The following is a 26079-nucleotide window of genomic DNA, read 5'->3' as shown; positions in this document are numbered from 1 at the left end:
CAGATATCTGATTTTATTTCTACTTTATCACTATAACAAAAGACCCGTACAGATGCTAGTTAAAAAGCTATCACATCAAAAGTGCCAACAATCCCTGTACGACTCCAATCAAACCGCCCAGAACGCCGCCTAGAAGTGTAATCATTTTAAGCTCGCGTCCCGATATTTCCACCACCAGCTTTTCCACCTCTTCCAGCGAAAAGGCATTGATCTGCTGCTCAATCAGCGTGGCAAAATCCAGCCGTGCCAAAAACTCCGAGCTATTTTTTGCTGCAAATTCCAAGATGAGCCGAACTAAATATGGCAGCACTTTATCCGTCATGACAACTTGGTACGGTCTCACTTCGTCTTGAAGCGGTCGAGAAAAGCGCTCGTCTAGTTCTAGCATATCTCGCACTTCACTTGTGACCTGCTGCGCCAGCTTCTGCTCATTTTCCGGGTCAATCAGGCTTGTCAAATCCCGTTCGAGCATTTTCTGCCATTCTTGTTCAAAGAGAGTTGCGAGTTCTGTTTGAATTTCTGGTCGCTCAAGCAGTTGGAGTAGCTCTTTTTGCAATTTCCCTGCGAGCGTATCTACATTTAAAAATAATTTTGCCATGCTGAACATGCGGCCATGATCATTTAAAAACTGTGTTAATAAGCGTGTAAGCTGTTCTGCGCCTTGTGGGCTTTCTAAGAATCTGACCACCTTGCCACGTGCTGCTTCACTGAGTTCCGGCAAGTGGCGCTCGGCAGATTCTATGACCGTTTTGGGCAAAAGCTCTGCTATTTTTTCTGTGCGATGCATGTCTAAAAAATGAACCAGCTTGCCTTCTATTTTTTGCTCCAGAAACTGGCTGATTTGTTTATCGCCATTTGGAAACCCTAGCTGCTGAATGATTTCTTTTGTTGAGGTGGATTGATTCATTTTTTCTTCAAAAAATTGGCGGGCAGTGGCCGTTAATTCTTTTTCAAGTTTGGGATCAAGAAGCTTTTCGCGAATCACTTCTCCCGTCAGTAAATGTTCTGAAACCACCTGTCCGATCTTTTCGGCTAGTTCTATGCGGCGTTTGGGAATTAATCCGGGTGTAAATGGTAATTGAAAGCGACCCAGATAATGCGCACGATAGGGGCGAAACAGCATGCGGATGGCTAAATAATTGGTAAAGGCACCGATCAGCGCACCAATCGCTACCATGAAAAATACAGCTAATAAAGTGTGCAATGAACTCATCCTTCACTTTTAAAGTGGTTTCATTATACGAGAAAAAGCCCCTGATAACAATGCTATCAGGGGAAGTTCATTCTAAAGTCCGAGTCCGGTCATTTTTAACGGGTCGATATACTGATCGAATTCCGTCTCAGTTAAATAGCCTGTTTCAAGGGCTGCTTCTTTCAATGTCCAGCCATTTTGATGGGCAAGCTTGGCGATTTTTGCCGCTTTTTCATAGCCGATATGCGGATTAAGTGCCGTCACCAGCATGAGCGAACGTGCCACTTTCTCCTCGATGACTGCTTCATTCGCCTTTAAGCCACTCACACAATGAATCCGGAAAGAATGCAGTCCTTCACTCAGAAGCTGCACGGATTGCAGGAAATTGGCAATTAAGACAGGCTTATAGACATTGAGCTCAAAGTTTCCCTGACTGGCTGCGATTTGGATCGTGACATCGTTGCCCATCACTTGCGCGGCCACCATGGTCACCGCCTCGCATTGTGTGGGATTCACTTTTCCCGGCATGATCGAACTGCCGGGTTCATTGGCCGGAATTTCCAACTCACCAATCCCGCTTCTAGGGCCGCTCGCTAAAAAGCGAATGTCGTTGGCAATTTTCATCAGATCTGCCGCTAAACTTTTTAACGCGCCATGAACAAAATTAAGCGGACTATGACTTGTCAAAGCAAAAAATTTATTCGGATCTGAGCAGAACGGATGGCCGGTTTGTTTTTCAAGCTGACTAGCCACCTGCTCGCCAAATTCCTGCGGCGCGTTGATTCCCGTACCGACAGCTGTTCCTCCGATGGCAAGCGGCAGCAATTCTTCAGCACTTGTTTCAAGTTGCTTCAAAGCCCTTGTAAGCATGGCCTGCCAGCCGCTGATTTCCTGACCTAATGTCAGTGGCGTGGCATCTTGCAAATGAGTGCGTCCAATTTTTACAAGCGTCTGATATTCCGCTACTTTTTGGGCAAATTCCGTTTCAAGGGCCTTTATTTCAGGAATCAGCCTCGTATGGATCGCCTCGTAAGCAGCAATATGCATGGCTGTCGGAAATGTATCATTTGAGCTTTGCGAAAGATTGACATCATCATTAGGATGCACATCCGCCCCATGCTCCGCCTTCGCCACATGCGCCACCACTTCATTGATATTCATATTCGTCTGGGTCCCGCTACCGGTTTGAAAGACTACTAATGGAAAATGATCGTCTAATTCACCCGAGATAATTTTGTCACACGCAGCTGTAATCGCTTTTTGTTTTTCAAGTGCTAATCTGCCAGCTTCACCACTGACAATCGCACAAGCTTTTTTCAACTCAGCCATTGCTCGAATAACTTCCAAGGGCATTTTTCCCCCAATTTGAAAGTTTCTTCTGCTTCGTTCTGTTTGCGCTCCCCAAAGCCGGGATGCTTCCACTTCAATTTCACCAAGCGTATCTTTTTCAATTCGGTTCACTCTGCTTCACCTCTTTTCCAGTATAACACGGATATTTTTAGAAAAGAAGTCTATATAGTTCGTCTTTATTTCGATTGACGTGAAAGTGGTCGCCAACTTACCAAAAAGAAGCTGCCAATTAGAAGCGCGATGCTAATCAGTAACGTGACAAATAAATTCGGCCAAAAATAATCCACAAGCTGCTCGTTTTGAATGAGCGAAACAGCCGCTTTGCTGAGATATGCGGGGTTGAAAATCTGCCCAGCAGCTTCCAGACCGGTGAGTGTCGTAAGCAAGATGCCACTAACAATCGCTAAAATACCCGCCACAGTCCCACTTTCCAAAATGGTACTCAAGAAAAGTAAGAGTGTGAATAAAAAGAAAATCCAGATGCTATAGATAAAAAAGGCCTGTCCCACAGCAGCAAGCGGCAAATCGCCAAATAACAACACTGAATAATAGGCCGCCAGAAAATAACCCGCCAGCAGTGAAACGAAAATCAAACCGAATTGAACTACGACTTTTGCGGATAGATAGTGAGCCAGACTAACAGGCTTTGTCAAAATAAAGCTCAGCATGCCACTTTGACGATCAGCAGAAATCAGGCTGATTCCACTAATCAAAATGATCATGATGCCCAACTGATCGAACTGCGAGGATAGCGTCTGACTAAAAATTTCCACGCTGGTCTGCTGCTCAAATAGAGCAATCAGCGCCTCCCCATTTTCAATCCCTGAAGTCTTTTCGATAATTTGAGGCAGAAAGTACATCATGACCGGCTGCATAACACCAAGTAGCATCAAAGCAACCGGCAGCCAAATAATTTTCAGATTTCGACAAATTTCCAGCCATTCTTTTGCTACAAAAGCCTTAAAAGCCATCATTCCTGTAACCTCCTCAAAAAAATCTGCTCTAAATCTTCATGCACGTGCTCGAATTGTTCGATGCCAATGTTCCAATCGAGCAGCTTTTGTAAAATGCGCGGACTGATTTCTGCTGGGTCCTCCACCTGCAGTTCGTACCGTCTGCCCTTTTGCTCGACAATTTTCACACCTGAAAGTTCCGTTAACTTTTGAACTAAATCCAGCGCAAGCGGCTTCCCATCAATCACCACATACAGCCGATTGGTGGCGGACTCTCTTGTCAATTCTTCCAATGAACGCTGCAAAATGATTTCGCCTTGCCGAATCATGAGTACATGCTCACTGACCTCTGCTGCATCTGCCAAAATATGCGTGGAGAAAAGAATCGTCGTCTGCTGCTTTAATTTTTCAATCAAGGCAATCACTTCTCGTCGTCCTATGGGATCGAGTGCTGAAACTGGTTCATCCATGACTAATAATTTGGGTTCATGAATAATTGCCTGCGCGATGCCTAGCCGTTGCTTCATGCCACCTGAAAATTGGGAAACCCGTTTTTTCGCCGCTTTCTCATCCAGTCCGACGATTTGCAGCACTTCCTTAGCCCGCTTTTTGCACTGTGCCTCTGACATGCCGGATAAGCGTCCAGCAAATAGCAAACTTTCTTGAGCGGTCATCCATGGATAAAACTGCGGTGTTTGCGGTAAGAAGCCAATTTCGCCTCTTCTCTTATAGACGGGCGTTCCTTCTATTAAAATTTCCCCCGCATCTGCTTTTAAAATTTGCACAATAAGATGCAGAAGTGTAGTTTTACCGGCTCCATTTGGTCCGATAAGTGCTGTGCAAGAATTTGAGGCTATTTCAAACGAGACGTCTTTTAATACAGGCTCCTTTTGAAAGCTCTTTTCGATATGCTCGATTTTCAGCATTTTAGTACTCCTTCCGCCCCAAGATAAAGTATAAAATCGGGCCGAGTATATTAATAAACAAAATGACGACCAGCCAAAGAATCGGTTGACGCCGATCTGACCAGTGGCGGACAAGGTCGACCAAAGCCGTAATGAGTAAAATGAAATAAAGAATTAGCAAGGGCAGGACAACAAGGATATTAACACCCAAAACCTCCATTTTTATCGCTCCTTTTCTATCTGTTATATACATAATATAACAAACTACCAAAAAAGGCAATCTAAAAAGCGATCCAAAGCTTTGCCACTGCTTTGAACCGCTCTATTTTCACCAGGAATCGATCCACTTATTAACTTTATCAGTCACATCGTTACCAAATTCCTTCACTTTCTCTGCGCCCTTTTTGATGGACTCGCCCGCATCATCTGCCTTCTCCTTGACAGAACCCCAGAAGTCACTGTCATCCGAAGAACTGCTGCTGGACGAATCTTTGCTATTTTCTTTTTGCGTCTCTTGTTTGGCGCCTTTTGTGTCAAAATCCGTTGGTTCCTGATATTTCAAACCGCTATTCATCACATAATGCGCCAGTGTGGCCACACCCGTCGAACTGCTGGTCGTTAAATAATGGTCTTCATCCGTTTTATCAAAGCCCATCCAGACCGCTCCAACAAGGTTCGGCGTATAGCCAACAAACCACTGATCCTTCGTTCCGTTTTTATCGTAGGAAACTTGAGTCGAACCAGTTTTACCTGCCATCTCATGGCCAGATACGGCCGCATTGTTCCCCGTTCCGTAGTTGATTACATCCAGAAGCATCGATGTCATATCGTCCGAAACACTTTCAGAAATGATCCGCTTCGTCTCTGGCTCATGCTCATAGACCACATTGCCTGACGGGTCGACTATTTTGCTGATAATGTAGCTTTCCGGTTTTACCCCGCCAGTTGCAAAAGTCGAATAGGCGGTTGCCATATCCACTGGAGAGGCTCCTTTGCTCAAGCCACCAAGAGCCAGTGCCCCTAGCGTCTTGTCACTTTCTTCTACTGGAATACCAAATTCTTGTGCCGATTTGTACCCTTTTTCCATGCCAATCTGATCGAGCAACCAGACTGCCGGTGCATTGATCGAATAGGCAACCGCTTGATACATTGGTACTTCGCCGCGATAAACACCATCTACATTGGTCGGTGTATAGTCGCCTTTATAGGTGATTTTTTCATCTTTCAGCATGGAATCCACTTGATAGCCGTTTTCAAGTGCTGGCGTATAGACCGCAATCGGCTTCATGGTGGACCCTGGCTGAGCCTGCATCTGTGTCGCCCGGTTAAAGCCACGGAAAACATGATCGCCACGGCCGCCGACAAGTGCTCGAATCCCACCTGTTGCTGGATCCATGAGTACCGCCCCCGACTGCACCATCGTCCCGTCGCTTGCATTCTCTGGGAACAAACTGTCATTCGCATAAACACTGTCCAAAGAGGCCTGATAGTTTTGATCCAGTTCCGTGTAAATCTTGTAGCCGCGTTTCATGATCTCATCTTGTGAGATGCCCGCCTTATCCACCGCTTCATTGATGACTGCATCGATGTACCATGGATATTTGGTATCTTTATTTTGCTTCGATTGATCATTTAGCACGATATCCGTTTTTTTGTATTTTTCGTAGTCTGCTTTGGAAATTTTGTCATTTTCCCACATGGCTTTCAGCACCATATTGCGCCGTTCTGTTGCTTTATCCATATGATTATATGGGTCATACGCACTTGGCGCCTGCAAAAGTCCGGCAATGGTAGCCGCTTCCGGTATATCTAGTTCCGAAGCATGCTTGCCAAAATATTTTAAGGAGGCATTCTCAACGCCATATTCCCCTTCGCCAAAGTAGGAACTGTTTAAGTACATTTCCATGATTTCATCTTTACTATAGGTTTTTTCAATCTCTCGCGCCATAAAAAGTTCTTTTATTTTCCTCGTAAAGGTCTGCTCCTGACTTAAGAGTGCATTCTTGGCGAGCTGCTGCGTAATCGTACTTCCCCCACCGGTAATTTCGCCCGTGGTTACAAGGCCCCACACAGACCGTAATATCCCTTTTATATCAAAGCCATTATGTTCGTAAAAATCACGATCTTCAATAGAAACTACTGCATTTACTACATTTGGTGAAATTTCATCGATCTTGACAAAAGTCGCATTTGTACTTGAAAGCTCCCCTGCTTTGTCCCCATCCTTGTCATAAATGATGGTGGCAGTTTCCAGTCCCTTTTTAAGTGCATCAATATCGGCTGACTTGGCAACAACAACTAAATAAATAATAAGGCCTAGAATCAGGATCAAAATCGTCAAAATGATAATCTTGACGATATGCTTATTTTTAAGGAAACGGCGGAATTTCTGCCATCCCAATTTGATTCCATTCCAAATAAAGCCGAAAAAACGCCCTAAAAGCTGCTTAAAACTTTGCAAATAGCATCTCCTGTCTTTCTATAATAGTATAACCGCATGTTTACACGGTCATTCATATTTTACGTTACTTACACAAATTTTTCTACCATCTTAAGTATGATTTTTTCATTCATCGACAATTTAATTTCAGAAATTGTAAAAGGTTTTACTAAATGCATATATTTTTGCCAAAAATGTTTTCTCCCGTTTAAATGGGGTAGATATTAGTGTCAGCCACCCGTTGACAAAAGACTCCGAAACAGGAGCAAGATTATGCTTTTGGAAAGGAAATGGAACATGACCCACAAGCTGATTTATTTTTTATCACAATCGCATATTCGCAGTACCATCGCGGAAGCATGGGCAAAGAAATTGTCGCTTAGAGATGTTACCTTTATCAGCGGTTCATGGAAAAAAGAACAAAAAACACCTTTTATCAATGATGCTCTCCATGAATACGCACTTTCAGCTCCCGACAGTCGCTCCTTTCCGCCGACAAGCGAACTTTTACAAGATGCTGATTTGATTGTGACCATTTATGATTCCACACATGAGCTTGCACCATCATTCCCCAGAAAATGGCACGATAAAGTGATCTACTGGGATATTGAAGACCCTGAACAGCAGGAAGGAATTTCTGTCAAATGGGCCTGCTATCAAGAAGTGTGTGACCGAATCGCACTATCCGTAAAAAAATTAGAGCAAGATTTAATCGAAGTTTGATTTTGTGACTCTCCGGAATGGTTTATAAGTAAACCCTGCCGGAGAGATTTTTATTAGACATAGGAGGAAATCATCATGGATACCTATCAGGACATTCGTAAAGGAGAGCGAGCTGCGCTGCTGAGTATTGCCGCGTACATATTTTTGGCTGTTTTAAAAGTCGTCGTCGGTAAAATCGGTCATTCAGATGCCCTTTTGGCTGATGGTCTCAATAATACAACGGACGTGATTGCCTCTCTTGCCTTATTGATTGGTTTACGGATTTCGCGGATTCCGCCGGATGCTGATCATGCTTACGGGCACAGAAGAACCGAAACAATCAGTTCGCTCATTGCCTCGATTATTATGGTACTTGTTGCTATTCAAGTGGTCATAAGCGCCGTTCAAACACTTCTTGCAAAAGATTATGCGGCTCCTTCCATGCTTACGGCAATTGTCGCCCTCTTTTCTGGCTTTTTCATGTATGGCATCTACCGGTTTAATTTTCAGCTTGCGAAAAAAATCGACAGTCAGGCAGTACGGGCAGCAGCACTCGACAATCGGTCGGATGCTTTTGTTAGCTTTGGCGCCTTTCTTGGAATACTGGGAGCGGCGATTGGTTTGCCTTGGCTTGACCCCTTTACCGCTTTATTAGTAGGACTACTAATTGGCTATACAGCCATCAAAATTTTTTATGATGCCGCACATAGTTTGACAGATGGTTTCGACGTATCCAAACTAGAAACCATCCACCGTCTGATCGCATCGGTCGAGGGTGTCAAGGAAGTGCGCGACATCAAAGCAAGGCTGAACGGCAACCGCATCTGGATTGATGCCACCATTGCCGTTTCAGCAGATCTCAATGTCACCGAAAGTCATGCGATCACTGAAAAAATTGAAGCGACGATTCGCCAAGAGTTCCAAAATACATATACACTTGTGCATATCGAGCCTTTTGAAGAAAATAAGTCCTCATCGGGCAGGTAACTATTATTTGTCATAAATTACGTATTGTCTTATAATTTAGATAAGTATAGTTAAAAAATGTTGGGAGGGAATATTCACCATGGGGCAGAGAAACTGATTCACTTTTTCAAAATAACGACCATTATCGCCAAAAGCATGTCGCTGAATATTTTCTCCGTTAAACGATATCCAATCCATTTACGCAGAAACAGCACCTGCTCTTTGGCCACACTATTTTAATCTTATAGGAGGTGTTTGCCGTACTAGTTTCGACTAATGCGGCCTACGATTGATATTAACCATTAAATTTGTCATTATCGCCTTATTGATTGGCGTTTCGGCTTTTTTCGTTGCAACGGAATTTGCCATTGTTAAAATGAGGCCGAGCCGCCTCGACCAGCTGCTTGCGGAAGGAAATAAGCGCGCACATCTTGCCCGGCATATCTATAATCACTTGAATGCCTATCTTTCTGCCTGTCAGCTCGGAATCACGATCAGCTCACTCGGTCTTGGTTGGCTGGGGGAATCCACTGTTGAAGCAGCCCTCCATCCATTATTCGACCTACTTTCCGTACCAAGCTCAGTTGTGACCGTTCTTTCCTTTATTCTTGCCTTTGTGATCATCACTTTCTTGCATGTAGTCGTGGGTGAACTCGTGCCGAAAACATTGGCTATCGACAAAACAGAAGCTGTAGCCCTTTCCGTAGCGCGACCGCTGCATATTTTCTATAAGCTGATGTTTCCATTTATCTGGCTGCTCAATGAATCTTCTGTACTAATTTCTAAGCTTTTCGGTTTGGAGCCTGCGAGCGAGCATGAAATCGCACATACGGAAGAGGAGCTGCGGATCATCGTTGGGGAAAGCTATAAGAGCGGCGAAATCAATCAGTCGGAATTTCGCTATGTAAATAAGATTTTTGATTTTGATGAGCGGATGGCTAAAGAGGTCATGATTCCGCGGACGGAGATTGTGACGGTTGAGACTGGCCAATCGATTGCGGACTTATCGGATATTATGGAAAACGAACGTTATACGCGCTATCCAGTGATTGATGGCGACAAGGACCATATTATTGGTGTACTTAATCTCAAAGAAATTTTATCCGCCTATGTCAAACACGGTTCAGATCCATCGTTCAGTATTGACCCCTATGTGAAACCAATCATTCGGGTTATTGAGACAATTCCCATTAAAGAATTACTCATTCGCATGCAAAAAGAGCGTTCCCATATTGCCATTCTGTTAGATGAATATGGCGGCACATCAGGGCTTGTCACCGTAGAAGATATTGTAGAAGAAATTGTCGGTGATATTCGCGATGAATTCGATGCCGATGAAATTCCAGAAATTCGTAAAATCAAAGATGGACACTTTATTGTAGATGCCAAGCTATTAATTGATGAAGTGAATAATATTCTTGGTACAGATATCGAGGAGGAAGAAGTCGATACTATCGGCGGCTGGTTCCTCACACAAAATTATGAAGTCGAGGTTGGGGACGAGATTGAATATGGAGAATATATTTTCCGTGTCAAACAGGCAGAACCTCACCATATCGAGTATATTGAGATTTTACAAAAAGTAAATCCAGAATAATAATCAAAAACCACCTGTGAGAACGGGTGGTTTATTCTTCGGCTGAAAGCTCTCCTGAACCATATATCTAGTCTATGGTTTTCGTTATACAAAAAATAACCACTATTTTGCAAGCTATTTCTTTTTTTGCAATTGTTAACTTTTCTGTAACATTTCTAACGTGTTTTTGTGCTTTATTCGGACTTGTTTTATTTAGTTATCCTTTATAATATAAATGAATTCACCAATTAGTAAATTATTTTGGGGGACAATCATGAATTTCACGAAAAAAACTTTAGCAGTACTGCTAATTTTGTTACTGGCGTTTACTTGTATAAGGCCGACGCTGGCTGACGAAGAAACCATCCTCACTTTATCAATAGAAGAAACATCTGAGATTTATCAGGGCAAAGCATTTACGTTGCACCTCTCTTCAAATAGTGACTCAGATATTCAGATGACTTTGCCAGAAGGAGTTTCTTTTATAACCAGTCCGTCAGCAAATATAACGGTTCAATCCGAAGGGCAAGTTCTTTCTATTAAATTTCAAAATGGACAATCGACAGAAGCAGATCTTGAGCTTCAGGCAAATCAGACTGGCGATGTAACATTAGCCGCTGAACAAGCCGAGGCAAAAGCAACTCTTTCAATGTCCGTTCAGCCTAACGCCGAACAACAAAACGTACCAAGTAACAATTTGAAAAGCGACGACGGCTGGACACACGAAACCAACCATTTGAAAATAGGCGAGATTCCACTTAAAGACGGAACAACGCTCTGTTATCAGTTTGGCGGCGATTATCCGCAAACTCGTGTACCTTCTGCAATTACAATGGATCAAGATGTTATTCCACACGTTTATTTTAAAGATGCTAGTGGAAATAAGATTTATACGCTTTCTGGCGGTGATAATAAAACGGCCAGTTCCTACATCAGCTTTTATGATTCTAACTATCTAGAATATACAGAAATACCCAACATGAACTTGCAGTCTTTTGATTTTTACTATAAAACGCAAGCGAATGGTCTGTTAGCACTTAAACTTGTTTTCCCCCTATCTGTCGGTCGCGGTTCTTGTAGTATGACGATCGAAATGGACGGGCAAACAGATGGCAGCGTAAAAGTCACAGAAACACTGACCAACAACCATTACAATACGCTAAGAGATATGAGTATGATCAACAAATTTGATATTGCCATGGAAGGAAATGAAGGTATCGAAATCCAATATACTGGTGACAATAAAGGGTTGAGCGTTACTTCTCCAGACGGCAAATATCAATTGAACTATTTATTCAGTGACGGCTCTGGATTTTCCAACTGGAGTGGCTACAAAGATCAAGCCTCTTCTACCAGTCCGCTGAATAGTAATCCTTTTAATACCAATGCTGGAACAGGACAGGAAGCACTGAACGGTACGGCCGGAACGGTTGCATATAGTGGAACAGATACGGCCATCTATGCCAAAAGTCAACCGTTGACCTTAGCGGCAGATGGTGGGACGGTTTCATATAATTACACCATCAGCGCTGGCCCAACGGAGACAAAATCAGCACCTGAGCTCTCGCTTGATCAGGCAACAACGGGAACAGACACGGTTAATTATTATGGCAATGATTACGCGATTAGCGGAACTTGGACAGATGCAGACAGTGAATCCGTGGATCTTTATTATCAAATCGGCAGTGAATCACCTGTCAAATTTGCCAGCCAAGTAGCCAATACCCAAAAAGGTGCGGCACATGCTTATTCCTACACGATTCCCGCTGAACAGATTCTAGCAGAAGGTTTTGTTGAAAATAAACAGGTGCCGATCAAAGTTTACGCGACCGACACATCCAGTTTAACGTCTTCCAGTGAACAGGTTACACTGAAAGAACAGCTTTGCGAGGTGACCGTTCAATATCTGGACGCATCAGGAAATACTATCCATGCTAATGCAACATTAAAGGGGCAAATGGGGACCTCTTATCAAGCCACCCAATTGACCATTGACGGTTATACCTATAAAGAAACAGTGGGTACAGCAAACGGTACTTTTTCAGCACCAAGCGAAACTGTTCAATTTATTTATGACCAAAAGCCTTCTACTCTAGGCATTAAAGTTTCAAACGGATCCAGTGCCATTACCAAAGCCTATACAGGAGACACATTGCAATATAACGCCTCCTTTGTGCCGCCGTTTGACCAACCTTCCACAACCAAGTATCAATCAGCTGATTTTACAGTGACGGGATTAGCCAATTTCTCTACGATTGATCAAATAAAACTTGAAAATGAGGATAGAGAGCAGGTGGGCGTCGGTACTGTTGATGCAAGTGATCCGTCAAAAATGCACATCCACCTTACCTCAACGAATGTTCCTGGAGATGAGATGCTAAGAATTTCTTTCAAAGGAACGATTGCAGAAGATACGGCGGATCAATCTATTATCCGTGTCCAAATAAGTGCGGATGCTACATTTACGAATGGCGTTTCAACAAGCTGCCAGTCAACTGCACCGGATGTTCTTGTCGAAACGGGGAGCCTTGCCTTTGCTTCAGTGCCCAACACATTGACATTTAGCCAAGCTGGCGGTGAAATGATTCCCCTGTCAGCCAAAAGCTATGCTGCAACACCCGATCAGGCACTTTCAGTGAAGGATGACCGCTCAACTGGACACAAATGGAATATGAGCGTTCGACTTAGCTCCCCGCTGACAGGCGAAAGTAGCAACGAGCTCTTAGCCGCTAATGTTTTCTACTACCATGATGGTCAAAAATATCTGCTGTCTGATGAGGTCTCGGCACCTGTTATGACTGGAAATGCCGACCGTTCAAATGCAACTACGGATATCTCTTCTAACTGGGAAAAAGGTGTGGAAGGTCCTGAGGTCACGGTAGATGGCAATTCTGTAAAAGCCGAAACCTATCATTGCACGCTGAATTGGACGCTTCAAGATGCACCTTGACGACCAAGTAGTAACAGACAAGCAATGATGAAAAAATAAGAGAAGCTACAATCAAGCTGAAACCCATTTTGCAGAATGGCTCCTTGCTTGACTGTAGCTTCTCTTTTTAAAACAATCTTTTTTGATTCGGTTCAACAAAAATACAGCCCGTAAATTCCGCAAGTCTTTCTGTTAAAAGAATGCCCAGATGGCTGATGTAATCGTCACTTAGATCATTTCCCATCATTACCCGAAGTATTTGATCAGCATGCTGAATGGCTTGTGCTTTTTGAAGATCTACTTTTGCAACAGCTCGAGCCATCTCCGCAATCTCCTGCTCAAAATCCTGATCGGCTTTAATTAAATGAATGGATACACACCATTTTTCATCCCATGTCAGTGTGATATATGTGCGCGGATTATCTCGTGGAAAAGGCATCGTCTGCATTTTCAAAACTGGCTGCGAAGCAATCTGCCAATCTTGAATATTATCTGCAAGCTGATTTAAAGTTAACTCTGGCTGCGTGCCCTTCTCTATAAAGCCTTCTAAAGCAAACAATTTTTGGTGCCTCCTTGTGGCGCATCCTTTTACTAATTTTGCTATACTAAAAAAGAAAGGAGCGTTTTGATGTATTTTATTGAAATTCCCATTATCCCCTCTTTTGCTGCTAAAACGATTCAAGATCTTTTAGCCGATCAATTTCATCTTGGAAAAAAAGCGCGACATGAATATCGTATGAGCAAAAGTGTCCTGCTCGACAATCAGCCAGTTTCACTTGAGCAAGAAGTGGTCTCTGGTCAAAAGCTACAATTGCCACTTTTAAACGAGCTGACTCCAAGCCCTGCGTCCGGCCCGCTAGACGTGCTCTATGAGGATGATTTTATTGCGCTAGTTAGTAAACCAGCTGGCCTCAAAACACATCCGAACAGCTCGTCTGATCATGACACTGCTGTCAATCGGCTGCAGCATTATTTTATCCAAACTGAAAAGCCGTCCGCCTCTGCTTATCATGTCCACCGTCTGGATCAGGTAACAAGTGGACTCGTGTTGTTTGCCAAAAATCGACTGGCACTGGCCGCTTTCTCCTATCAGCTCGAAAAGCGCACGATCAAGCGCAGCTATATAGCACTTGTTGAGGGCAAAATAACGGAACAGCAAACGATTGACAAGCCGATCGGCAAAGACCGGCACATATCCGGCAAGCAGCATATTAGTACTGGCGGTCAGCAGGCAACTACACATCTTACACCGCTTGACTATTTGGCCGCAACTAATCAGACACTCGTTTCCTGCGAACTGGAAACTGGACGGACACACCAAATTCGTGTCCATTTGGCAAGCATTGGTCATCCAATCGTCGGCGATAAGCTTTACGGCAGCAAGGTGCGTCAAAAACGTGTCATGCTCCATGCAGCAAGGATCGATTTTTACCACCCGTTTTTCGATACAATTGTTACAAAGGAAGCACATTTACCGACAGACTGGTAAATTGACCAATAAAAAAGCGGACGACTCTGGATTTTCTGAGACGTCCGCTTTTAATCATTCTTAAAATGTTTCAGTGCTTCTCGTCTGCTGAGCGGGGCCAGTTCGATCTGATCGACAAAATGGTAAACTGCATCTGGTGCCGTTTTAGCATATTCGCGCAAGCTCCAACCAATCGCCTTTTGGATAAAGAATTCCTTTGACTGCCGCTCCTCATTGATCACACGAAAAAGTAACTGCTCATCGGTCTTTTCTTTATATTTGAGTTGAAACAAAAGTGCCGTCCGAATCAGCCAGATATTGCCGCTAGCAAGCCATTTCTGAACAGCCGGATCCCGCTTTTCCGGAAAACGTTCCAAATAGCTGCCCACCAAGTGACTGGCAATCGGGTCGACCGTATCCCACCACGAATTCGTTTGAAGCAGCCACTCATACGCACTAAGCGCTTGCACATCCGCCTGTTTCTTTTTCCTGATCAGTAAATCAACTGCCAGCTGATGAAACTCCCGCTCTGGTTCCTGATATAGCCGTTTAGCAAAAGCAAACAGGTCCTCCGGTTCACCCAATTCATTCAGCAGCTCTTTCATCAGCGCCTTTCGCTCCCCCGCCCGAATCCCCAAAAATGGAAAGCGGTTCTTCATATAGGCCTCCATGGCTGGCCGCTGCTCAGGAACGGCGTTGTTTCTGTAACGAGTCGTCCATATTGTCAGTAAGTCGCTCATTCCCCCGTATCCTCCGACTTTTGCGCCATCAGTTCCTTCTCGCGTTCCAAGCTTTCCAAAAAGTACGGCAGGTCGTCTGGATCCGGTCCCACCATTTTCCCAGTTTCCAACATGTCGATCCGGTGCATATCTTCCTGATCCAGCCGAAAATGATCCAGCTGAGCATTCATCTTGATTCTGCTTGAGGCAATCGATTTCGGAATAATAATGGTTTCACGATTGAGGTGCCACTGTAAAATCACCTGATCTATCTGGGCCTCGTGTTTTTTCGCAATGTCCACAATGACCGGATTCTGCATCAGCGTCCCTTTGGCGAGCGGTGACCAGGCAGCGTGGGCGATCTGTTGCTCCTTCAAATACTTGCGCAGCTCATTTTGCGGATAAAGCGGGTGCGTCTCCACTTGATTGAGCACAGGTTTTTCATTAGCCACAATCAACAGATCGGCCAAATGGTGCTGCCTAAAATTGGCGACACCGATCGATCGCACTGCCCCCTCTTGATGAAGCCGCTCCATTGCCCGCCAAGCCTCCCGATATTTGCCCGCAATCGGCCAGTGGATCAAATATAAATCCAAATAATCGAGCCGCAAATTTCGCAGCGTCCGCTCAAAAGCAAATAGCGTTTCGTCATAGCCAAGATCTCCATTCCACACTTTTGAACTGATGTAGATATCCTCACGGCGGGCACCGCTTTCACTAATAGCCTTGCCAACCATTTTTTCATTATTATATACAGCCGCCGTATCGAACAATTTATAGCCGACTTCAATCGCCTGTTCGACTGCGGAAGTGATGTAGTGCTGCTCACTCATTTGAAAGACGCCTAGACCGATATAAGGAATTTGTTCGCCCGTTCTAAGGGTCAGACGATCATTTAAATTTTTCGTTATTTTCACGTGCCCCCTCCTACTCATAAAAGGCTGGAATGTTAGGTAAAGTCATAATCTTAGTATACCCAAACTCGCCTCATCCGACTATCAAAAAGCTGAAAAAATTTTTTCTATCTCGCTATATTTTAACGATTGTGCCTATCACAAGGTTGGAAGCGGTTACGACTTAGAACCCCAAATTACCGTTAAAAAAAAGGTTCCTATTTGCCTGCTTCCTATGTTAGTATTGAATTGTGGTAAATTTCAATCAGCATATTGTTATTCTTTTGTAAGGAATCTGTTAAAGAAACAACCCGCTCTTTTCTTAGAGAACGGGGGCATTGACACGCAAATTTTACTTACCAAAAAGATCGGGGGAATTGTAAAAAATGGCTTTTAAAAATAAGAAAGACCGTTTTGCATCTTTGCTGCATGACATCGCGGTGAATTTGCATGAGGGTGCCAACTTTTTTGCATCGTACAACATTGAATCTGTTGAGGACTTGCATACTTTCTCAGACAAGATGAAAGAGTATGAAACAACTGGTGACTCAATGGTTCACAAAATGATTATGGAGCTTAATGACGCGTTTATCACACCGATTGAACGTGAAGATATGCTCGAACTTACAAATCGTCTTGATGACGTCATGGACGGTCTTGAACAAACCGCCTTCTCATTAGAAATTTGCCAAATCACACGTTATGATGAATATATGCTGAAATTTATCCAAGCAATTCAAGCAAGTACTGTGGAAATCGAAAAAGCAGTTGATCTCGTTTTCGATAAGAAGCTGAAAGATGTCCGCAAGCTTGCGATCGGTATCAAGGATTATGAATCCAAATGTGATGACGTTTATCGGGAATCTTTAATTCAACTTTTCCAAAATGAAAAGGATCCGATCAAATTGATTCGTTTGAAACAAGTTTATGAAGATCTTGAAGAAATCGCTGACAGTTGTCAAAGTGTGGCCAATACACTTGAATCAATTGTTATGAAAAACGCGTAAGGGGACGGCCAATGGAAGGAATGTTATTCATTACAATTGTCATCGTGCTTGCGGCGCTAGCTTTTGACTTGATCAATGGCTTTCACGATACCGCCAACGCGATTGCAACCAGTGTTTCAACAAAGGCATTAAAACCTAAACATGCGATCATTCTTGCTGCAACGATGAACTTTATTGGGGCGATTTCATTCACTGGGGTTGCCAAAACCATCACCAAAGATATCGTTGACCCATTTGCACTCGATAATGGTCAAATTGTTATTCTCGCGGCTCTGATTGCAGCGATTGCGTGGAACCTGATTACCTGGTATTTCGGTATTCCCAGCAGTTCCTCTCACGCATTGATTGGTTCGATTGCCGGTGCAGCGATTGCAGCTGCTGGATTTGGCGCTATTGAATATAGTGGCTTTATCAAGATTCTGATTGGTTTAGTGGTTTCACCGTTCTTAGCATTTGCAGTCGGTTATCTTATTTATACATTGTTTAAGATTTTCTTGAAGAATTTAAATCTATCCACAACCAATCGACGCTTCCGCTTGATTCAAATTGCGACAGCGGCACTTCAATCTTATTCGCACGGTACGAATGATGCACAAAAATCAATGGGGATCATTACGATGGCCCTGATTGCCGGCTCATTCCAGTCTACTGATGATGTTCAGCTTTGGGTGCAGGTTTCCTGTGCGCTCGCTATGGCAGTCGGTACAAGTATCGGCGGTTGGAAAATCATCAAAACCGTTGGCGGCAAGATTATGAAAATCAAACCGGTTAACGGAGTTGCGGCAGATCTAAGTTCCGTCTTTGTTATTTTTGGTGCTACATTCATTCACCTACCTGTTTCAACTACACACGTTATCAGCTCTTCCATTCTTGGTGTTGGTACGAGTCATCGTGTAAAAGGTGTTAAATGGGATACAGCCCAAAGAATGATCATTACATGGATCATTACATTGCCTATTTCTGCAACCATTGCAGCTTTGATTTTCTTCATATTGAATCTTTTCCTATAATATATTCAAGGCCGAGGCTTTTGCAGCTTCGGCTTTTTCTTTGTGCTGTTTTACGCTTAAAAAAGAGGGAAAACAAAGGAAAAATAGCCCAGGGGGGGACTGAATGGATGACGATTTATTATTTTGAAAAGCCAGACACTCTAAATAAAAATCAACCCGTAGAGATTAAAAATAGCGACCATCAAACCATTGCAAAAATCATGAGAACAGCGGCCAAAATTCTTTATCTAAAAGAAGGCTCCGCTTTTGCTTCCAAAAATATACTTGAACAGGAATGCGCGTATTTGACACTGGAGCTCGGTTGGTCAGGAAAAGCCGATCCTGTTATTGTTTATCACGATAAAAAGAATCAGAGAGAAATTGCTTTTGAAGCCGTGCCTGATTCTCCACATATTCTGCACATTCATTCCAAAGAAGCCGAATTTCCGATTGATATGCTCGAACTGTCAACTTCCGGCTCATTACTCATCAAATTTCATCAACAGGAAAGTGCCTTTATCCAAGAAGTGCAAACCGACTCCTCAGTGTCCTACTTGCAAGTTAAAATTCTCGTTGATAACACGAATATGCCAGATAATTTCTTTCTACTCAGCTACTTTATTTTCCATTTAATCAAAAATGAATGTTAATGAAAAGCATTCCCTTTTACTATATTCAACGGGACTCCTTTGCCATGCTCTAAACCCTCTTCGGATAAAGCGTTTACAAATAAAATCAATAAAAAACAGTTGCATATTTAAACATTTAAATGTATTATTATAATATATTAAGAATAAGATGGACCGCTTCTTATTCTACTCAATTAATTTCATCAAAAAGGAGTTGTGTTCATGCATAAAAAAAGCATTCTGCAAAAACTGGCCGTCTTTGGTTTCATCTTTGTTTTTCTATTCAGTTTCTTTCAGCCAGTCGAAGCAGCTACAGACGATTCACTCAAGCAAATTCAGGATAAAGGAGAACTTGTTGTAGGTTTATCCGCAGATTATCCGCCTTATGAATTTCACCAAACCATTAAAGGGAAAGACGAGATTGTAGGTTTTGATGTATCAATCGCACAAAAAATTGCGGATGATATGGGCGTGAAACTGACAATCAAAGAAATGAGCTTTGACAGTCTGCTTGGGGCGCTTAAGACCGGCAAAATCGATATGATTATTTCTGGCATGTCCCCTACACCCGAACGTGAAAAAGAGGTTGATTTTTCCGATCCTTACATGACGGTCCAACAAAAAGTCGTCGTTCGTAAGTCAGATAAAGACAAGTACCAAACAACCAATGATTTCAACGGCAAAAAAGTCGGGGCTCAAAAGCAGACGACGCAAGAAGAGCTTGCTGAAAATGAACTAACCGGCTCGACTGTGACTTCTCTTCAAAAAGTACCTGATTTAATTTTAAATTTAAAGAGCAATAAAATTGATGGTGTCGTCTTAGAAGGTCCTGTCGCAGAGGCTTACGTCAGCCAAGACGATTCGCTGGCCATTTCGGATATTGAATTCGTTAATGGTGAAAAACAAACAGCGATTGCCATGCCAAAAGGCGCTACTTCTCTTGAAAAACAAGTCAATTCCTCCATCAAAACGATCAAAGATGACGACTTGCTGAAAGAATATCAAAAAGAAGCCAATGATCTTATGTTCCAAAAAAGTAACTTCTTCACTCAATATGGCAGCTATTTTGTAAAAGGGACACTCTATACCATTGCCCTTGCTGCTATTGGCGTTCTTTGCGGGGCGGTATTCGGCTCTGCTTTAGCCTTATTGAAACTTACCAATACAAGATGGCTACGGTGGCCAGCGACATGGTATATTGAATTTGTACGTGGCACCCCGCTTCTTGTCCAAATTTTCATGGTCTTCTTTGGAACGCAGCTCCTCGGTGTGGACGTCTCGGCCTTTGCATCAGGCTGTATCGCACTTTCACTGAATAGTGCCGCCTATGTGGCAGAAATCATTCGGGCCGGTATTTCAGGTGTCAATAAAGGCCAAGCTGAAGCTGCTCGCTCACTCGGAATGACGCAAAGCCAAAGTATGCGGTTCATCATTATGCCGCAAGCCATCAAAAATATTTTACCAGCACTCGGAAATGAGTTCGTGACAGTTATCAAAGAATCCTCGGTTGTTTCGGTCATCGGTGTAACGGAGCTGATGTTTATGACCGGTGTGGTTCAAGGGGCAAGCTTCAAACCGTTTATCCCACTGATCATCACGTCACTGATTTATTTCGTACTGACATTTAGCTTGTCAAGACTGCTTGGTGTTGCTGAAAGGAGAATGAGAACGAGTGATTAATGTAACGAATCTCTATAAACAGTTTGGTAAAAATGAAGTTCTCAAGGGCATTGATTTAACGATTGAAACGGGAGAAGTTGTCGTCGTGATTGGCCCTTCTGGAAGCGGAAAAAGTACCTTCCTGCGCTGCCTTAATCTTCTTGAAATGCCGACTGATGGCAAGATTGAGTTTGAAGGAAATAATCTTCTCGACAAAGAAACAGATATTAATGGGCTGCGTCAGCGTATGGGAATGGTTTTTCAGCAATTCAACCTTTTCCCGCATAAAACAGTTCTCGAAAATCTGATGCTAGCACCCTTAAAAGTGAAAAATGAAACGGCGGATAAAGCAAAACAGCATGGCTTAGAGCTGCTGGAAAAAGTTGGCTTGAAAGATAAGGCCGAAAGCTATCCGACAAGTCTTTCCGGTGGGCAGCAGCAACGTGTCGCCATTGCGCGGGCTTTAGCGATGAATCCAGACGTAATGCTATTTGATGAACCGACTTCTGCCCTTGACCCAGAAATGGTCGGCGAGGTGCTTTCTGTTATGAAGTCCCTTGCAAAAGAAGGAATGACCATGGTAGTCGTCACGCATGAAATGGGCTTTGCACGTGAAGTAGCAGACCGGGTCGTCTTTATGGATGCTGGAATTATCCAAGAAGAAGGCAAGCCGGAAGAAATTTTCAATCATCCGCAAAATGAACGTACGCAAGACTTCTTAAGTAAGGTTCTATAAAAAAATTATGCTACAATAAAAAGGAATGTATGTGGTGTACATTCCTTTTTATTGAGGAGGTTACCTATTATGATGGATATCACAAAAATTGCTAAACGTCACCAAGCGCCACCTGTCAATATTCTTGCTGATATTGGCACCTTGGCCAAAACAACACCGGACCTTATCGATCTGTCTATCGGTGATCCAGACTTAATTACCGACCAGTCCATTATCGAGGCCGCCTTTCACGACACCCGATTAGGTGCCACCAAATATACAGAATCTGGCGGCGATGTGGAATTAATCGATGCAATCATTCATTTTTTTGATCGTACTTATCAGTTATCTTTTCAGCGTGACCAAGTTCGTGCAACAGTTGGCGCCCTGCATGGGATGTATTTAGCGTTACAAACGATTTTAGATCCGGGTGATGAAGTGATCATCCATGAGCCCTATTTCTCGCCATACAAGGATCAGGTCATCCATTCCGGCGGTGTTCCCGTTTTTATCCCCACTTATGAAAAAGACGGTTTTGCGATCAATACCGCTGTACTAGAGGCAGCCATTACGCCTAAAACCAAAGCTTTGATTCTGAATTCGCCAAACAATCCAACTGGGGCCGTTTTCAGTCAAGAAACCTTTCAAGAAATTGCTGCCTTGGCTCAAAAATATGATTTCTATATTCTTTCAGATGAAGTTTATGACGGATTCAGCTTTTATGAAAAATTTGTTCCAATGGCCACTTATGCACCAGATCATACGATTACTTTCGGCAGCATGTCGAAAAACTTTGCCATGACCGGTTGGCGACTTGGCTATATGATTGCGCCAAGCTACATCAATCAGGCTGCCAAGCTTATCAATGAGGGGATTACTTATTCTGCCCCAACACCTTCTCAGCGAGCGGCTATCTATGCGCTGAATCACGCGGAAGAACTGATCCCCCAAGTAGCAGCCGTCTTTCAGGAACGCCTAGAGTACATTGACAAGCGAGTTCAGGACATTCCCTATTTATCCCTTCATCCACTGAAAGGTTCGATTTATGCCTTTTTGAACATCAGTGCGACCGGGATGGACTCTGTGACTTTCAGTGAATACCTTTTAAAAGAAACCAAGGTGCTCGTCATTCCTGGAAGAGCCTTCGGTGATAGCGGTGATCAATATGTGCGTCTGGCCGCAACGCAGGACTTGTCTGTGCTGGAAGAAGCGTTCAACCGAATGGCCACTTTGACCTTTTGATACGTAAAAAAACTGTCTGATGCGCCCATTATCAGACAGTTTTTTGGCATGTTCTTATATTTCAAGCTAAAAATGAGGTTAAGTCCAGTTCATCAAAGCTTTCAAAGCGTTGGACTTCTTTCGGGAAAGTAATCCGTTTTGTCGCTTCATTCGGGACAGCAACCACATGCAGTCCAGCTTCTAAAGCAGATATTGCACCATTGAGCGAATCCTCCACAGCCAGCGCTTGCTCTGCGGCTACATCAAGCTCTTCAAGGGCCTGTAAATAGAGGGCTGGATGTGGTTTGATCGAAGCGACTTTCTCAGCCGTCTGAATCGTTGAAAAATAAGGCAGCAAATCGAATTTTTCGAGAACCGGCACTACCCAATCCATCCCCGAACTCGTTGCTAGACCGATTTTCAGCTCCTTTTTAACAGCAAGCTCAAATACCTGCTGAAAGCCCTCACGCAGCACCAATCCCTCTTTTTCTTGATGCAAAACGCCCTTTACATGCGTTGTAAAAGCGTCTATATCAAATTGCCCCTTCGTTTGTTCTATTAAATAACGATGAAGCGGCTCTTCAGAAGTACCAATAATCGATTCATAAATTTCATTAGGCAAATCAATGTCATAGGTCTCTTTCAAATATTTCATTGTAGCTTCCCGCCATAAATTTTCCGTATCGATCATCGTGCCGTCAAAATCAAAAATAATCGCTTTCATGCCCTTCCTCCCGCACATTTCATTTCCTTCATTGTACCATATCTCATACTTTTTTGTATTTCCATAAAAAAAATCATCAAATATACTTGCATTTCATCTTAAAAACGAATATTATTTTATATGGGGTTATTATTGTTCGTAATTAACAAAAGGGAGTGTATAAGAATGTTTCGATTAAAAGAACATGGGACCGATGCTAAAACAGAAGTAATTGCAGGATTCACGACTTTTTTAACCATGGTTTATATCGTCGTGGTCAACCCGGCCATTTTATCTGCAGCTGGTGTTCCTTTTAATACAGTTTTTATGGCAACCATCATTTCTGCTGTTGTCGGTACCTTGTGGATGGCTCTATTCGCCAATTATCCAATTGCCATCGCACCAGGCTTAGGAATGAATGCCTACTTTGTGACTGTGGTGACAACACAAAATCTAGACTATAGTGTTGCTTTTGCAGCCGTTTTTGTTGCCGGAATTATTTTCCTCTTATTATCTTTAACACCGCTTCGTGAAAAAATCATTACAGCGATTCCACATAATTTAAAAGCAGGCATCACAGCAGGTATTGGCTTGTTTATTGCTTTCTTAGGTTTCCGAATGACAGGCATTATCGTGCAAAACGACTCTAATCTGGTTGGTTTGGGGGATCTTCATTCACCCGAGGCATTGCTTGCAATTGTTGGGCTTTTAATCACACTTATTTTCCTGGCGTTAAACGTAAAAGGCGCTCTTTTTCTCGGCATGATTGCCACAGCGATTATTTCCTTCTTTACCGGGGAACTAAAATTTACAGATGGCATTGTCAAATTACCGCCTATGCCAGAATTTGTTTTCACCAATCCGCTTCATGCATTTGGAGATGTGGTCAGTTACAGTCTCTATGCGGTAATTCTTTCCTTCTTATTGATTACGATTTTTGATACTACAGGTACAATGATCGGCGTAGCTAAGCGCGCTGGACTAATGAAAGGTGAATCTTTACCTAATGCCAAACAAGCTTTGATGGCAGATGCCGTAGCCACAACTGTCGGCTCAATCTTTGGTACAACGCCTACAAGTGCTTATATTGAATCTTCTGCTGGAGTTGCAGCTGGAGGACGCACCGGGCTTACAACACTTACTGTAGCCATTCTCTTTATTATCTCTGCTTTCTTCGCTCCACTAGTTGGCGCTGTTTCCAGTATCTCGGCGATCACGGCTCCTGCGCTTATCATTGTCGGCAGCATGATGATCGGTGCTGTGCGTGAAATTGACTGGGATACACTTGATGAAGCATTTCCGGCATTCCTTGTTATTTTAGCCATGCCACTAACAAGCAGCATTGCAATTGGGCTTGCTTTCGGCTTCATCTCTTACCCTATCCTTAAATTGTTTACAGGTAAATGGCGTGAGTTAAACTGGTTCCTAATCGTCATTGCGATTCTCTTCTTTATTCTCGTTGCCTTCTTACCACATTAAAATTGCTTACCGTCCAAGAGGCTCAGATTCTTCCCCCCGAAGACTCTGAGCCTCTTTTAACTAGACAAGACCTACCTTTTTTTGCTATAAATGAACTATCAATCTGTAAGAAATGAGTGACGTATTTTGTATTGGAAATCTTTTTTAGCTGGCATCGGACTGGCACTTGTGGTATTCCTCATGAGCTTTTTCACTTCTAGCTATACACTTTCAACCATGTTATCTTTTGTTGCCACTTTGTTGATTTTTTTCTCGATTGCTTGTTCTGCAGTCGTATCTCTGAGTGGTCGTGCAAATCGAGAAGCGCGAAAAAAACAGCTTCACTGGAGTATCATGCTATTTTTAGCGGCTATCCCAAGTTTTATTGGTTTCATTCTCAGTTATTATATGTAATAAAAAAACAGCCATTTGATATAAGATATCTTACTTATCAAACGGCTGTTTTTTATTAATTCGGAGCAAAAAAAATACGCTGAAGTAAATTCAGCGTCGCCATCATGTTCATTTATCTACGCATAACGGGATGAGGCGTAGACAGAAACTACACGGCAAATGAGATGAATGAAAACAAATAATGGCTCGGTGCTATAAGACGATTAACAATTGTTAATCTATTGGAAGATGGATACACCGAAAACCACTATAACCATGATAGGGTCTTATCCCCATGAAAACAAAGCTAAAAAGTAACTTTCCTTACATCGAAATAACACCTTCTACACTCTATTTTACTATTCTTTCTAAAAAAAGCAAGCGAACAAAATAGAATTATTTCAAGTTCTCTTAAGAAAAATCAAATCCTTATTTATTGTACTTGTTTTATTCCCAAAAAGCTAGTAAAATTTTCAACCCCAAATACTAATAATGGTACCACAGATCATTGCGACGATTGCAACTACCACCCAACCCGGCTGTGATGCGCGTTTCTGGGTTGCCAAACGCTTTTCGAGGCTTAAAATCTGCTCTTTCAAATCGATCATTTCCAGCTCTAAATCCTGTATTTTATCCTCTAGATCATATAGTCTTTCTTCCATTCTTCCCAACTCCTTTTCCTCATTATAATCAGTCCACATACAAATTGTATCCACCCATAGACTGATTTTCCTGTATGAATCATTGCTTTCCTCCCAAGAATTTTGCTAAAATATAAACATAGAAAAAACTTATGAGGTGAAATTATGGAAATTCAAACAGAAGAAGCAGTTGTGAAATTAATCTTACATGGAGGGAACGTACGTAAGGAAGCATACACTGCTATTGATGCGGCTGAAAATTATCAATTTAAAGACGCCGAACACCATTTGCATCTGGCGGAAGAAGAATTTAAAAAAGGCCATGTCTGGCAAACAAAACTTGTGGCACTTAGACAAGAACAGGTACATCCAAACGCCCCTTCTTTTTTATTAATCCATGGACAAGATCACATTATGACCGCCCAAGCCGAGCTCAATTTAGCAAAGCGAATCATTCACCAATATCAAGTTCAAGCCGAGCTGGAAGAACGAATCAGCGCCCTTGAATATCAGCAAAACTCGCAAAAAAAGTCCTAGATCAAATAGATGCGCTCCACCTGATAAAGGACTC

General features: G+C 42.8%; 25 protein-coding genes. 14 read left to right on the top strand and 11 right to left on the bottom strand.

The features are described 5' to 3' along the window. Positions 1-70: 70 nt before the first annotated feature. From CS921_RS05295 to CS921_RS05270, 6 genes are all read right to left on the bottom strand, one after another. Complete coding sequence (locus CS921_RS05295; protein WP_162921702.1) at positions 71-1204, bottom strand: DUF445 domain-containing protein; 1134 nt, start codon at positions 1202-1204, stop codon at positions 71-73. An 81-nt stretch (positions 1205-1285) separates the two neighbouring features. Next, positions 1286-2653, bottom strand: coding sequence for a class II fumarate hydratase (fumC, locus tag CS921_RS05290; protein WP_099222018.1), 1368 nt, complete (start codon positions 2651-2653; stop codon positions 1286-1288). Between the two features lie 65 nt (positions 2654-2718). Beyond that, positions 2719-3516, bottom strand: a complete 798-nt coding sequence (locus CS921_RS05285) for an ABC transporter permease subunit (protein WP_099222017.1) — start codon at positions 3514-3516, stop codon at positions 2719-2721. Continuing rightward, a complete protein-coding gene (locus CS921_RS05280) occupies positions 3513-4421 on the bottom strand; it encodes an ABC transporter ATP-binding protein (protein WP_099222016.1) in 909 nt (302 codons plus the stop codon). Before CS921_RS05280 ends, CS921_RS05285 begins: the two co-directional genes overlap by 4 nt. Position 4422: 1 nt before the next feature. Further along, positions 4423-4620 carry a PLD nuclease N-terminal domain-containing protein gene (locus CS921_RS05275; RefSeq protein WP_099222015.1) on the bottom strand — a complete coding sequence of 66 codons (198 nt, stop codon included), beginning with the start codon at positions 4618-4620 and terminating at the stop codon, positions 4423-4425. A gap of 108 nt (positions 4621-4728) precedes the next feature. Next, positions 4729-6861, bottom strand: coding sequence for a transglycosylase domain-containing protein (locus CS921_RS05270; RefSeq protein ID WP_099222014.1), 2133 nt, complete (start codon positions 6859-6861; stop codon positions 4729-4731). A gap of 276 nt (positions 6862-7137) precedes the next feature. Here CS921_RS05270 and CS921_RS05265 point away from each other — a divergent pair, with 276 nt between their 5' ends. From CS921_RS05265 to CS921_RS05250, 4 genes are all read left to right on the top strand, one after another. Continuing rightward, positions 7138-7563 (top strand): arsenate-mycothiol transferase ArsC, encoded by a 426-nt coding sequence (locus CS921_RS05265; protein WP_099222179.1) that lies wholly within the window; start codon positions 7138-7140, stop codon positions 7561-7563. Positions 7564-7638: 75 nt separating this feature from the next. Then, complete coding sequence (locus CS921_RS05260; RefSeq protein ID WP_099222013.1) at positions 7639-8529, top strand: cation diffusion facilitator family transporter; 891 nt, start codon at positions 7639-7641, stop codon at positions 8527-8529. Positions 8530-8797: 268 nt separating this feature from the next. Then, positions 8798-10105 (top strand): hemolysin family protein, encoded by a 1308-nt coding sequence (locus CS921_RS05255; protein WP_099222012.1) that lies wholly within the window; start codon positions 8798-8800, stop codon positions 10103-10105. A 253-nt stretch (positions 10106-10358) separates the two neighbouring features. Next, complete coding sequence (locus CS921_RS05250; RefSeq protein WP_162921701.1) at positions 10359-13034, top strand: MucBP domain-containing protein; 2676 nt, start codon at positions 10359-10361, stop codon at positions 13032-13034. 106 nt (positions 13035-13140) lie between these two features. Here the strand turns inward: CS921_RS05250 and CS921_RS05245 are convergent, their stop codons facing one another. Beyond that, entirely contained in the window at positions 13141-13572 is a 432-nt protein-coding gene (locus tag CS921_RS05245) for a hypothetical protein (RefSeq protein WP_099222010.1), read from the bottom strand. Positions 13573-13641: 69 nt separating this feature from the next. Between CS921_RS05245 and CS921_RS05240 the strand changes: the two genes are divergently transcribed. Further along, entirely contained in the window at positions 13642-14502 is an 861-nt protein-coding gene (locus CS921_RS05240; RefSeq protein WP_099222009.1) for an RluA family pseudouridine synthase, read from the top strand. A 50-nt stretch (positions 14503-14552) separates the two neighbouring features. On the opposite strand, the gene CS921_RS05235 is transcribed toward CS921_RS05240, so the two are convergent. Together CS921_RS05235 and CS921_RS05230 are read right to left on the bottom strand one after the other, a co-directional pair. After that, a complete protein-coding gene (locus CS921_RS05235) occupies positions 14553-15221 on the bottom strand; it encodes a DNA alkylation repair protein (RefSeq protein WP_099222008.1) in 669 nt (222 codons plus the stop codon). Next, positions 15218-16111: an aldo/keto reductase gene (locus CS921_RS05230; RefSeq protein WP_420843741.1), complete on the bottom strand. Its 894-nt coding sequence runs from the start codon at positions 16109-16111 to the stop codon at positions 15218-15220. The genes CS921_RS05235 and CS921_RS05230 overlap by 4 nt, the downstream gene beginning before the upstream one ends. Positions 16112-16479: 368 nt before the next feature. On the opposite strand from CS921_RS05230, the gene CS921_RS05225 reads away from it, so the two are divergent. From CS921_RS05225 to CS921_RS05200, 6 genes are all read left to right on the top strand, one after another. Then, a complete protein-coding gene (locus tag CS921_RS05225) occupies positions 16480-17100 on the top strand; it encodes a DUF47 domain-containing protein (RefSeq protein ID WP_099222006.1) in 621 nt (206 codons plus the stop codon). Positions 17101-17111: 11 nt separating this feature from the next. After that, positions 17112-18110, top strand: coding sequence for an inorganic phosphate transporter (locus tag CS921_RS05220; protein ID WP_099222005.1), 999 nt, complete (start codon positions 17112-17114; stop codon positions 18108-18110). A gap of 107 nt (positions 18111-18217) precedes the next feature. Further along, entirely contained in the window at positions 18218-18739 is a 522-nt protein-coding gene (locus tag CS921_RS05215; RefSeq protein WP_099222004.1) for a hypothetical protein, read from the top strand. A gap of 201 nt (positions 18740-18940) precedes the next feature. Beyond that, positions 18941-20398: an ABC transporter substrate-binding protein/permease gene (locus CS921_RS05210; protein WP_099222003.1), complete on the top strand. Its 1458-nt coding sequence runs from the start codon at positions 18941-18943 to the stop codon at positions 20396-20398. Further along, positions 20391-21113, top strand: a complete 723-nt coding sequence (locus CS921_RS05205) for an amino acid ABC transporter ATP-binding protein (RefSeq protein ID WP_099222002.1) — start codon at positions 20391-20393, stop codon at positions 21111-21113. The genes CS921_RS05210 and CS921_RS05205 overlap by 8 nt, the downstream gene beginning before the upstream one ends. A gap of 72 nt (positions 21114-21185) precedes the next feature. Continuing rightward, on the top strand, positions 21186-22334 hold the full coding sequence (locus tag CS921_RS05200) for a pyridoxal phosphate-dependent aminotransferase (RefSeq protein ID WP_099222178.1): 1149 nt from the start codon (positions 21186-21188) through the stop codon (positions 22332-22334). Between the two features lie 61 nt (positions 22335-22395). Here CS921_RS05200 and CS921_RS05195 read toward each other — a convergent pair whose 3' ends face one another. Continuing rightward, the gene (locus CS921_RS05195) at positions 22396-23037 is read right to left on the bottom strand and encodes an HAD family hydrolase (RefSeq protein ID WP_099222001.1); all 642 of its coding nucleotides are present in this window, start codon (positions 23035-23037) and stop codon (positions 22396-22398) included. 165 nt (positions 23038-23202) lie between these two features. On the opposite strand from CS921_RS05195, the gene CS921_RS05190 reads away from it, so the two are divergent. Next, the gene (locus CS921_RS05190) at positions 23203-24495 is read left to right on the top strand and encodes an NCS2 family permease (protein ID WP_099222000.1); all 1293 of its coding nucleotides are present in this window, start codon (positions 23203-23205) and stop codon (positions 24493-24495) included. Between the two features lie 126 nt (positions 24496-24621). After that, positions 24622-24888: a hypothetical protein gene (locus CS921_RS05185; protein WP_099221999.1), complete on the top strand. Its 267-nt coding sequence runs from the start codon at positions 24622-24624 to the stop codon at positions 24886-24888. 452 nt (positions 24889-25340) lie between these two features. On the opposite strand, the gene CS921_RS05175 is transcribed toward CS921_RS05185, so the two are convergent. After that, positions 25341-25529 carry a hypothetical protein gene (locus CS921_RS05175; RefSeq protein WP_099222177.1) on the bottom strand — a complete coding sequence of 63 codons (189 nt, stop codon included), beginning with the start codon at positions 25527-25529 and terminating at the stop codon, positions 25341-25343. A 144-nt stretch (positions 25530-25673) separates the two neighbouring features. On the opposite strand from CS921_RS05175, the gene CS921_RS05170 reads away from it, so the two are divergent. Continuing rightward, positions 25674-26045 (top strand): PTS lactose/cellobiose transporter subunit IIA, encoded by a 372-nt coding sequence (locus tag CS921_RS05170; protein WP_099221998.1) that lies wholly within the window; start codon positions 25674-25676, stop codon positions 26043-26045. Positions 26046-26079 lie beyond the last annotated feature (34 nt).

This window comes from Listeria costaricensis, from assembly GCF_900183385.1.
In the GTDB taxonomy this organism is placed as follows: Bacteria; Bacillota; Bacilli; order Lactobacillales; family Listeriaceae; genus Listeria; species Listeria costaricensis.
The sequence above is the reverse complement of the archived record's forward strand: the minus strand, read 5'-3'. Positions and strand labels throughout refer to the sequence as shown.

Bases quoted from the DNA above. Each gene is read 5' to 3' on its own strand.
- CS921_RS05275 (WP_099222015.1), bottom strand. From the start codon at position 4,620: ATGGAGGTTTTGGGTGTTAATATCCTTGTTGTCCTGCCCTTGCTAATT.
- CS921_RS05225 (WP_099222006.1), top strand. From the start codon at position 16,480: ATGGCTTTTAAAAATAAGAAAGACCGTTTTGCATCTTTGCTGCATGAC.
- CS921_RS05210 (WP_099222003.1), top strand. From the start codon at position 18,941: ATGCATAAAAAAAGCATTCTGCAAAAACTGGCCGTCTTTGGTTTCATC.
- CS921_RS05195 (WP_099222001.1), bottom strand. From the start codon at position 23,037: ATGAAAGCGATTATTTTTGATTTTGACGGCACGATGATCGATACGGAA.
- CS921_RS05285 (WP_099222017.1), bottom strand. From the start codon at position 3,516: ATGATGGCTTTTAAGGCTTTTGTAGCAAAAGAATGGCTGGAAATTTGT.
- CS921_RS05240 (WP_099222009.1), top strand. From the start codon at position 13,642: ATGTATTTTATTGAAATTCCCATTATCCCCTCTTTTGCTGCTAAAACG.
- CS921_RS05190 (WP_099222000.1), top strand. From the start codon at position 23,203: ATGTTTCGATTAAAAGAACATGGGACCGATGCTAAAACAGAAGTAATT.
- CS921_RS05220 (WP_099222005.1), top strand. From the start codon at position 17,112: ATGGAAGGAATGTTATTCATTACAATTGTCATCGTGCTTGCGGCGCTA.
- CS921_RS05200 (WP_099222178.1), top strand. From the start codon at position 21,186: ATGGATATCACAAAAATTGCTAAACGTCACCAAGCGCCACCTGTCAAT.
- CS921_RS05265 (WP_099222179.1), top strand. From the start codon at position 7,138: ATGACCCACAAGCTGATTTATTTTTTATCACAATCGCATATTCGCAGT.
- CS921_RS05170 (WP_099221998.1), top strand. From the start codon at position 25,674: ATGGAAATTCAAACAGAAGAAGCAGTTGTGAAATTAATCTTACATGGA.
- CS921_RS05175 (WP_099222177.1), bottom strand. From the start codon at position 25,529: ATGGAAGAAAGACTATATGATCTAGAGGATAAAATACAGGATTTAGAG.
- CS921_RS05215 (WP_099222004.1), top strand. From the start codon at position 18,218: ATGACGATTTATTATTTTGAAAAGCCAGACACTCTAAATAAAAATCAA.
- CS921_RS05250 (WP_162921701.1), top strand. From the start codon at position 10,359: ATGAATTTCACGAAAAAAACTTTAGCAGTACTGCTAATTTTGTTACTG.
- CS921_RS05260 (WP_099222013.1), top strand. From the start codon at position 7,639: ATGGATACCTATCAGGACATTCGTAAAGGAGAGCGAGCTGCGCTGCTG.
- CS921_RS05280 (WP_099222016.1), bottom strand. From the start codon at position 4,421: ATGCTGAAAATCGAGCATATCGAAAAGAGCTTTCAAAAGGAGCCTGTA.
- CS921_RS05235 (WP_099222008.1), bottom strand. From the start codon at position 15,221: ATGAGCGACTTACTGACAATATGGACGACTCGTTACAGAAACAACGCC.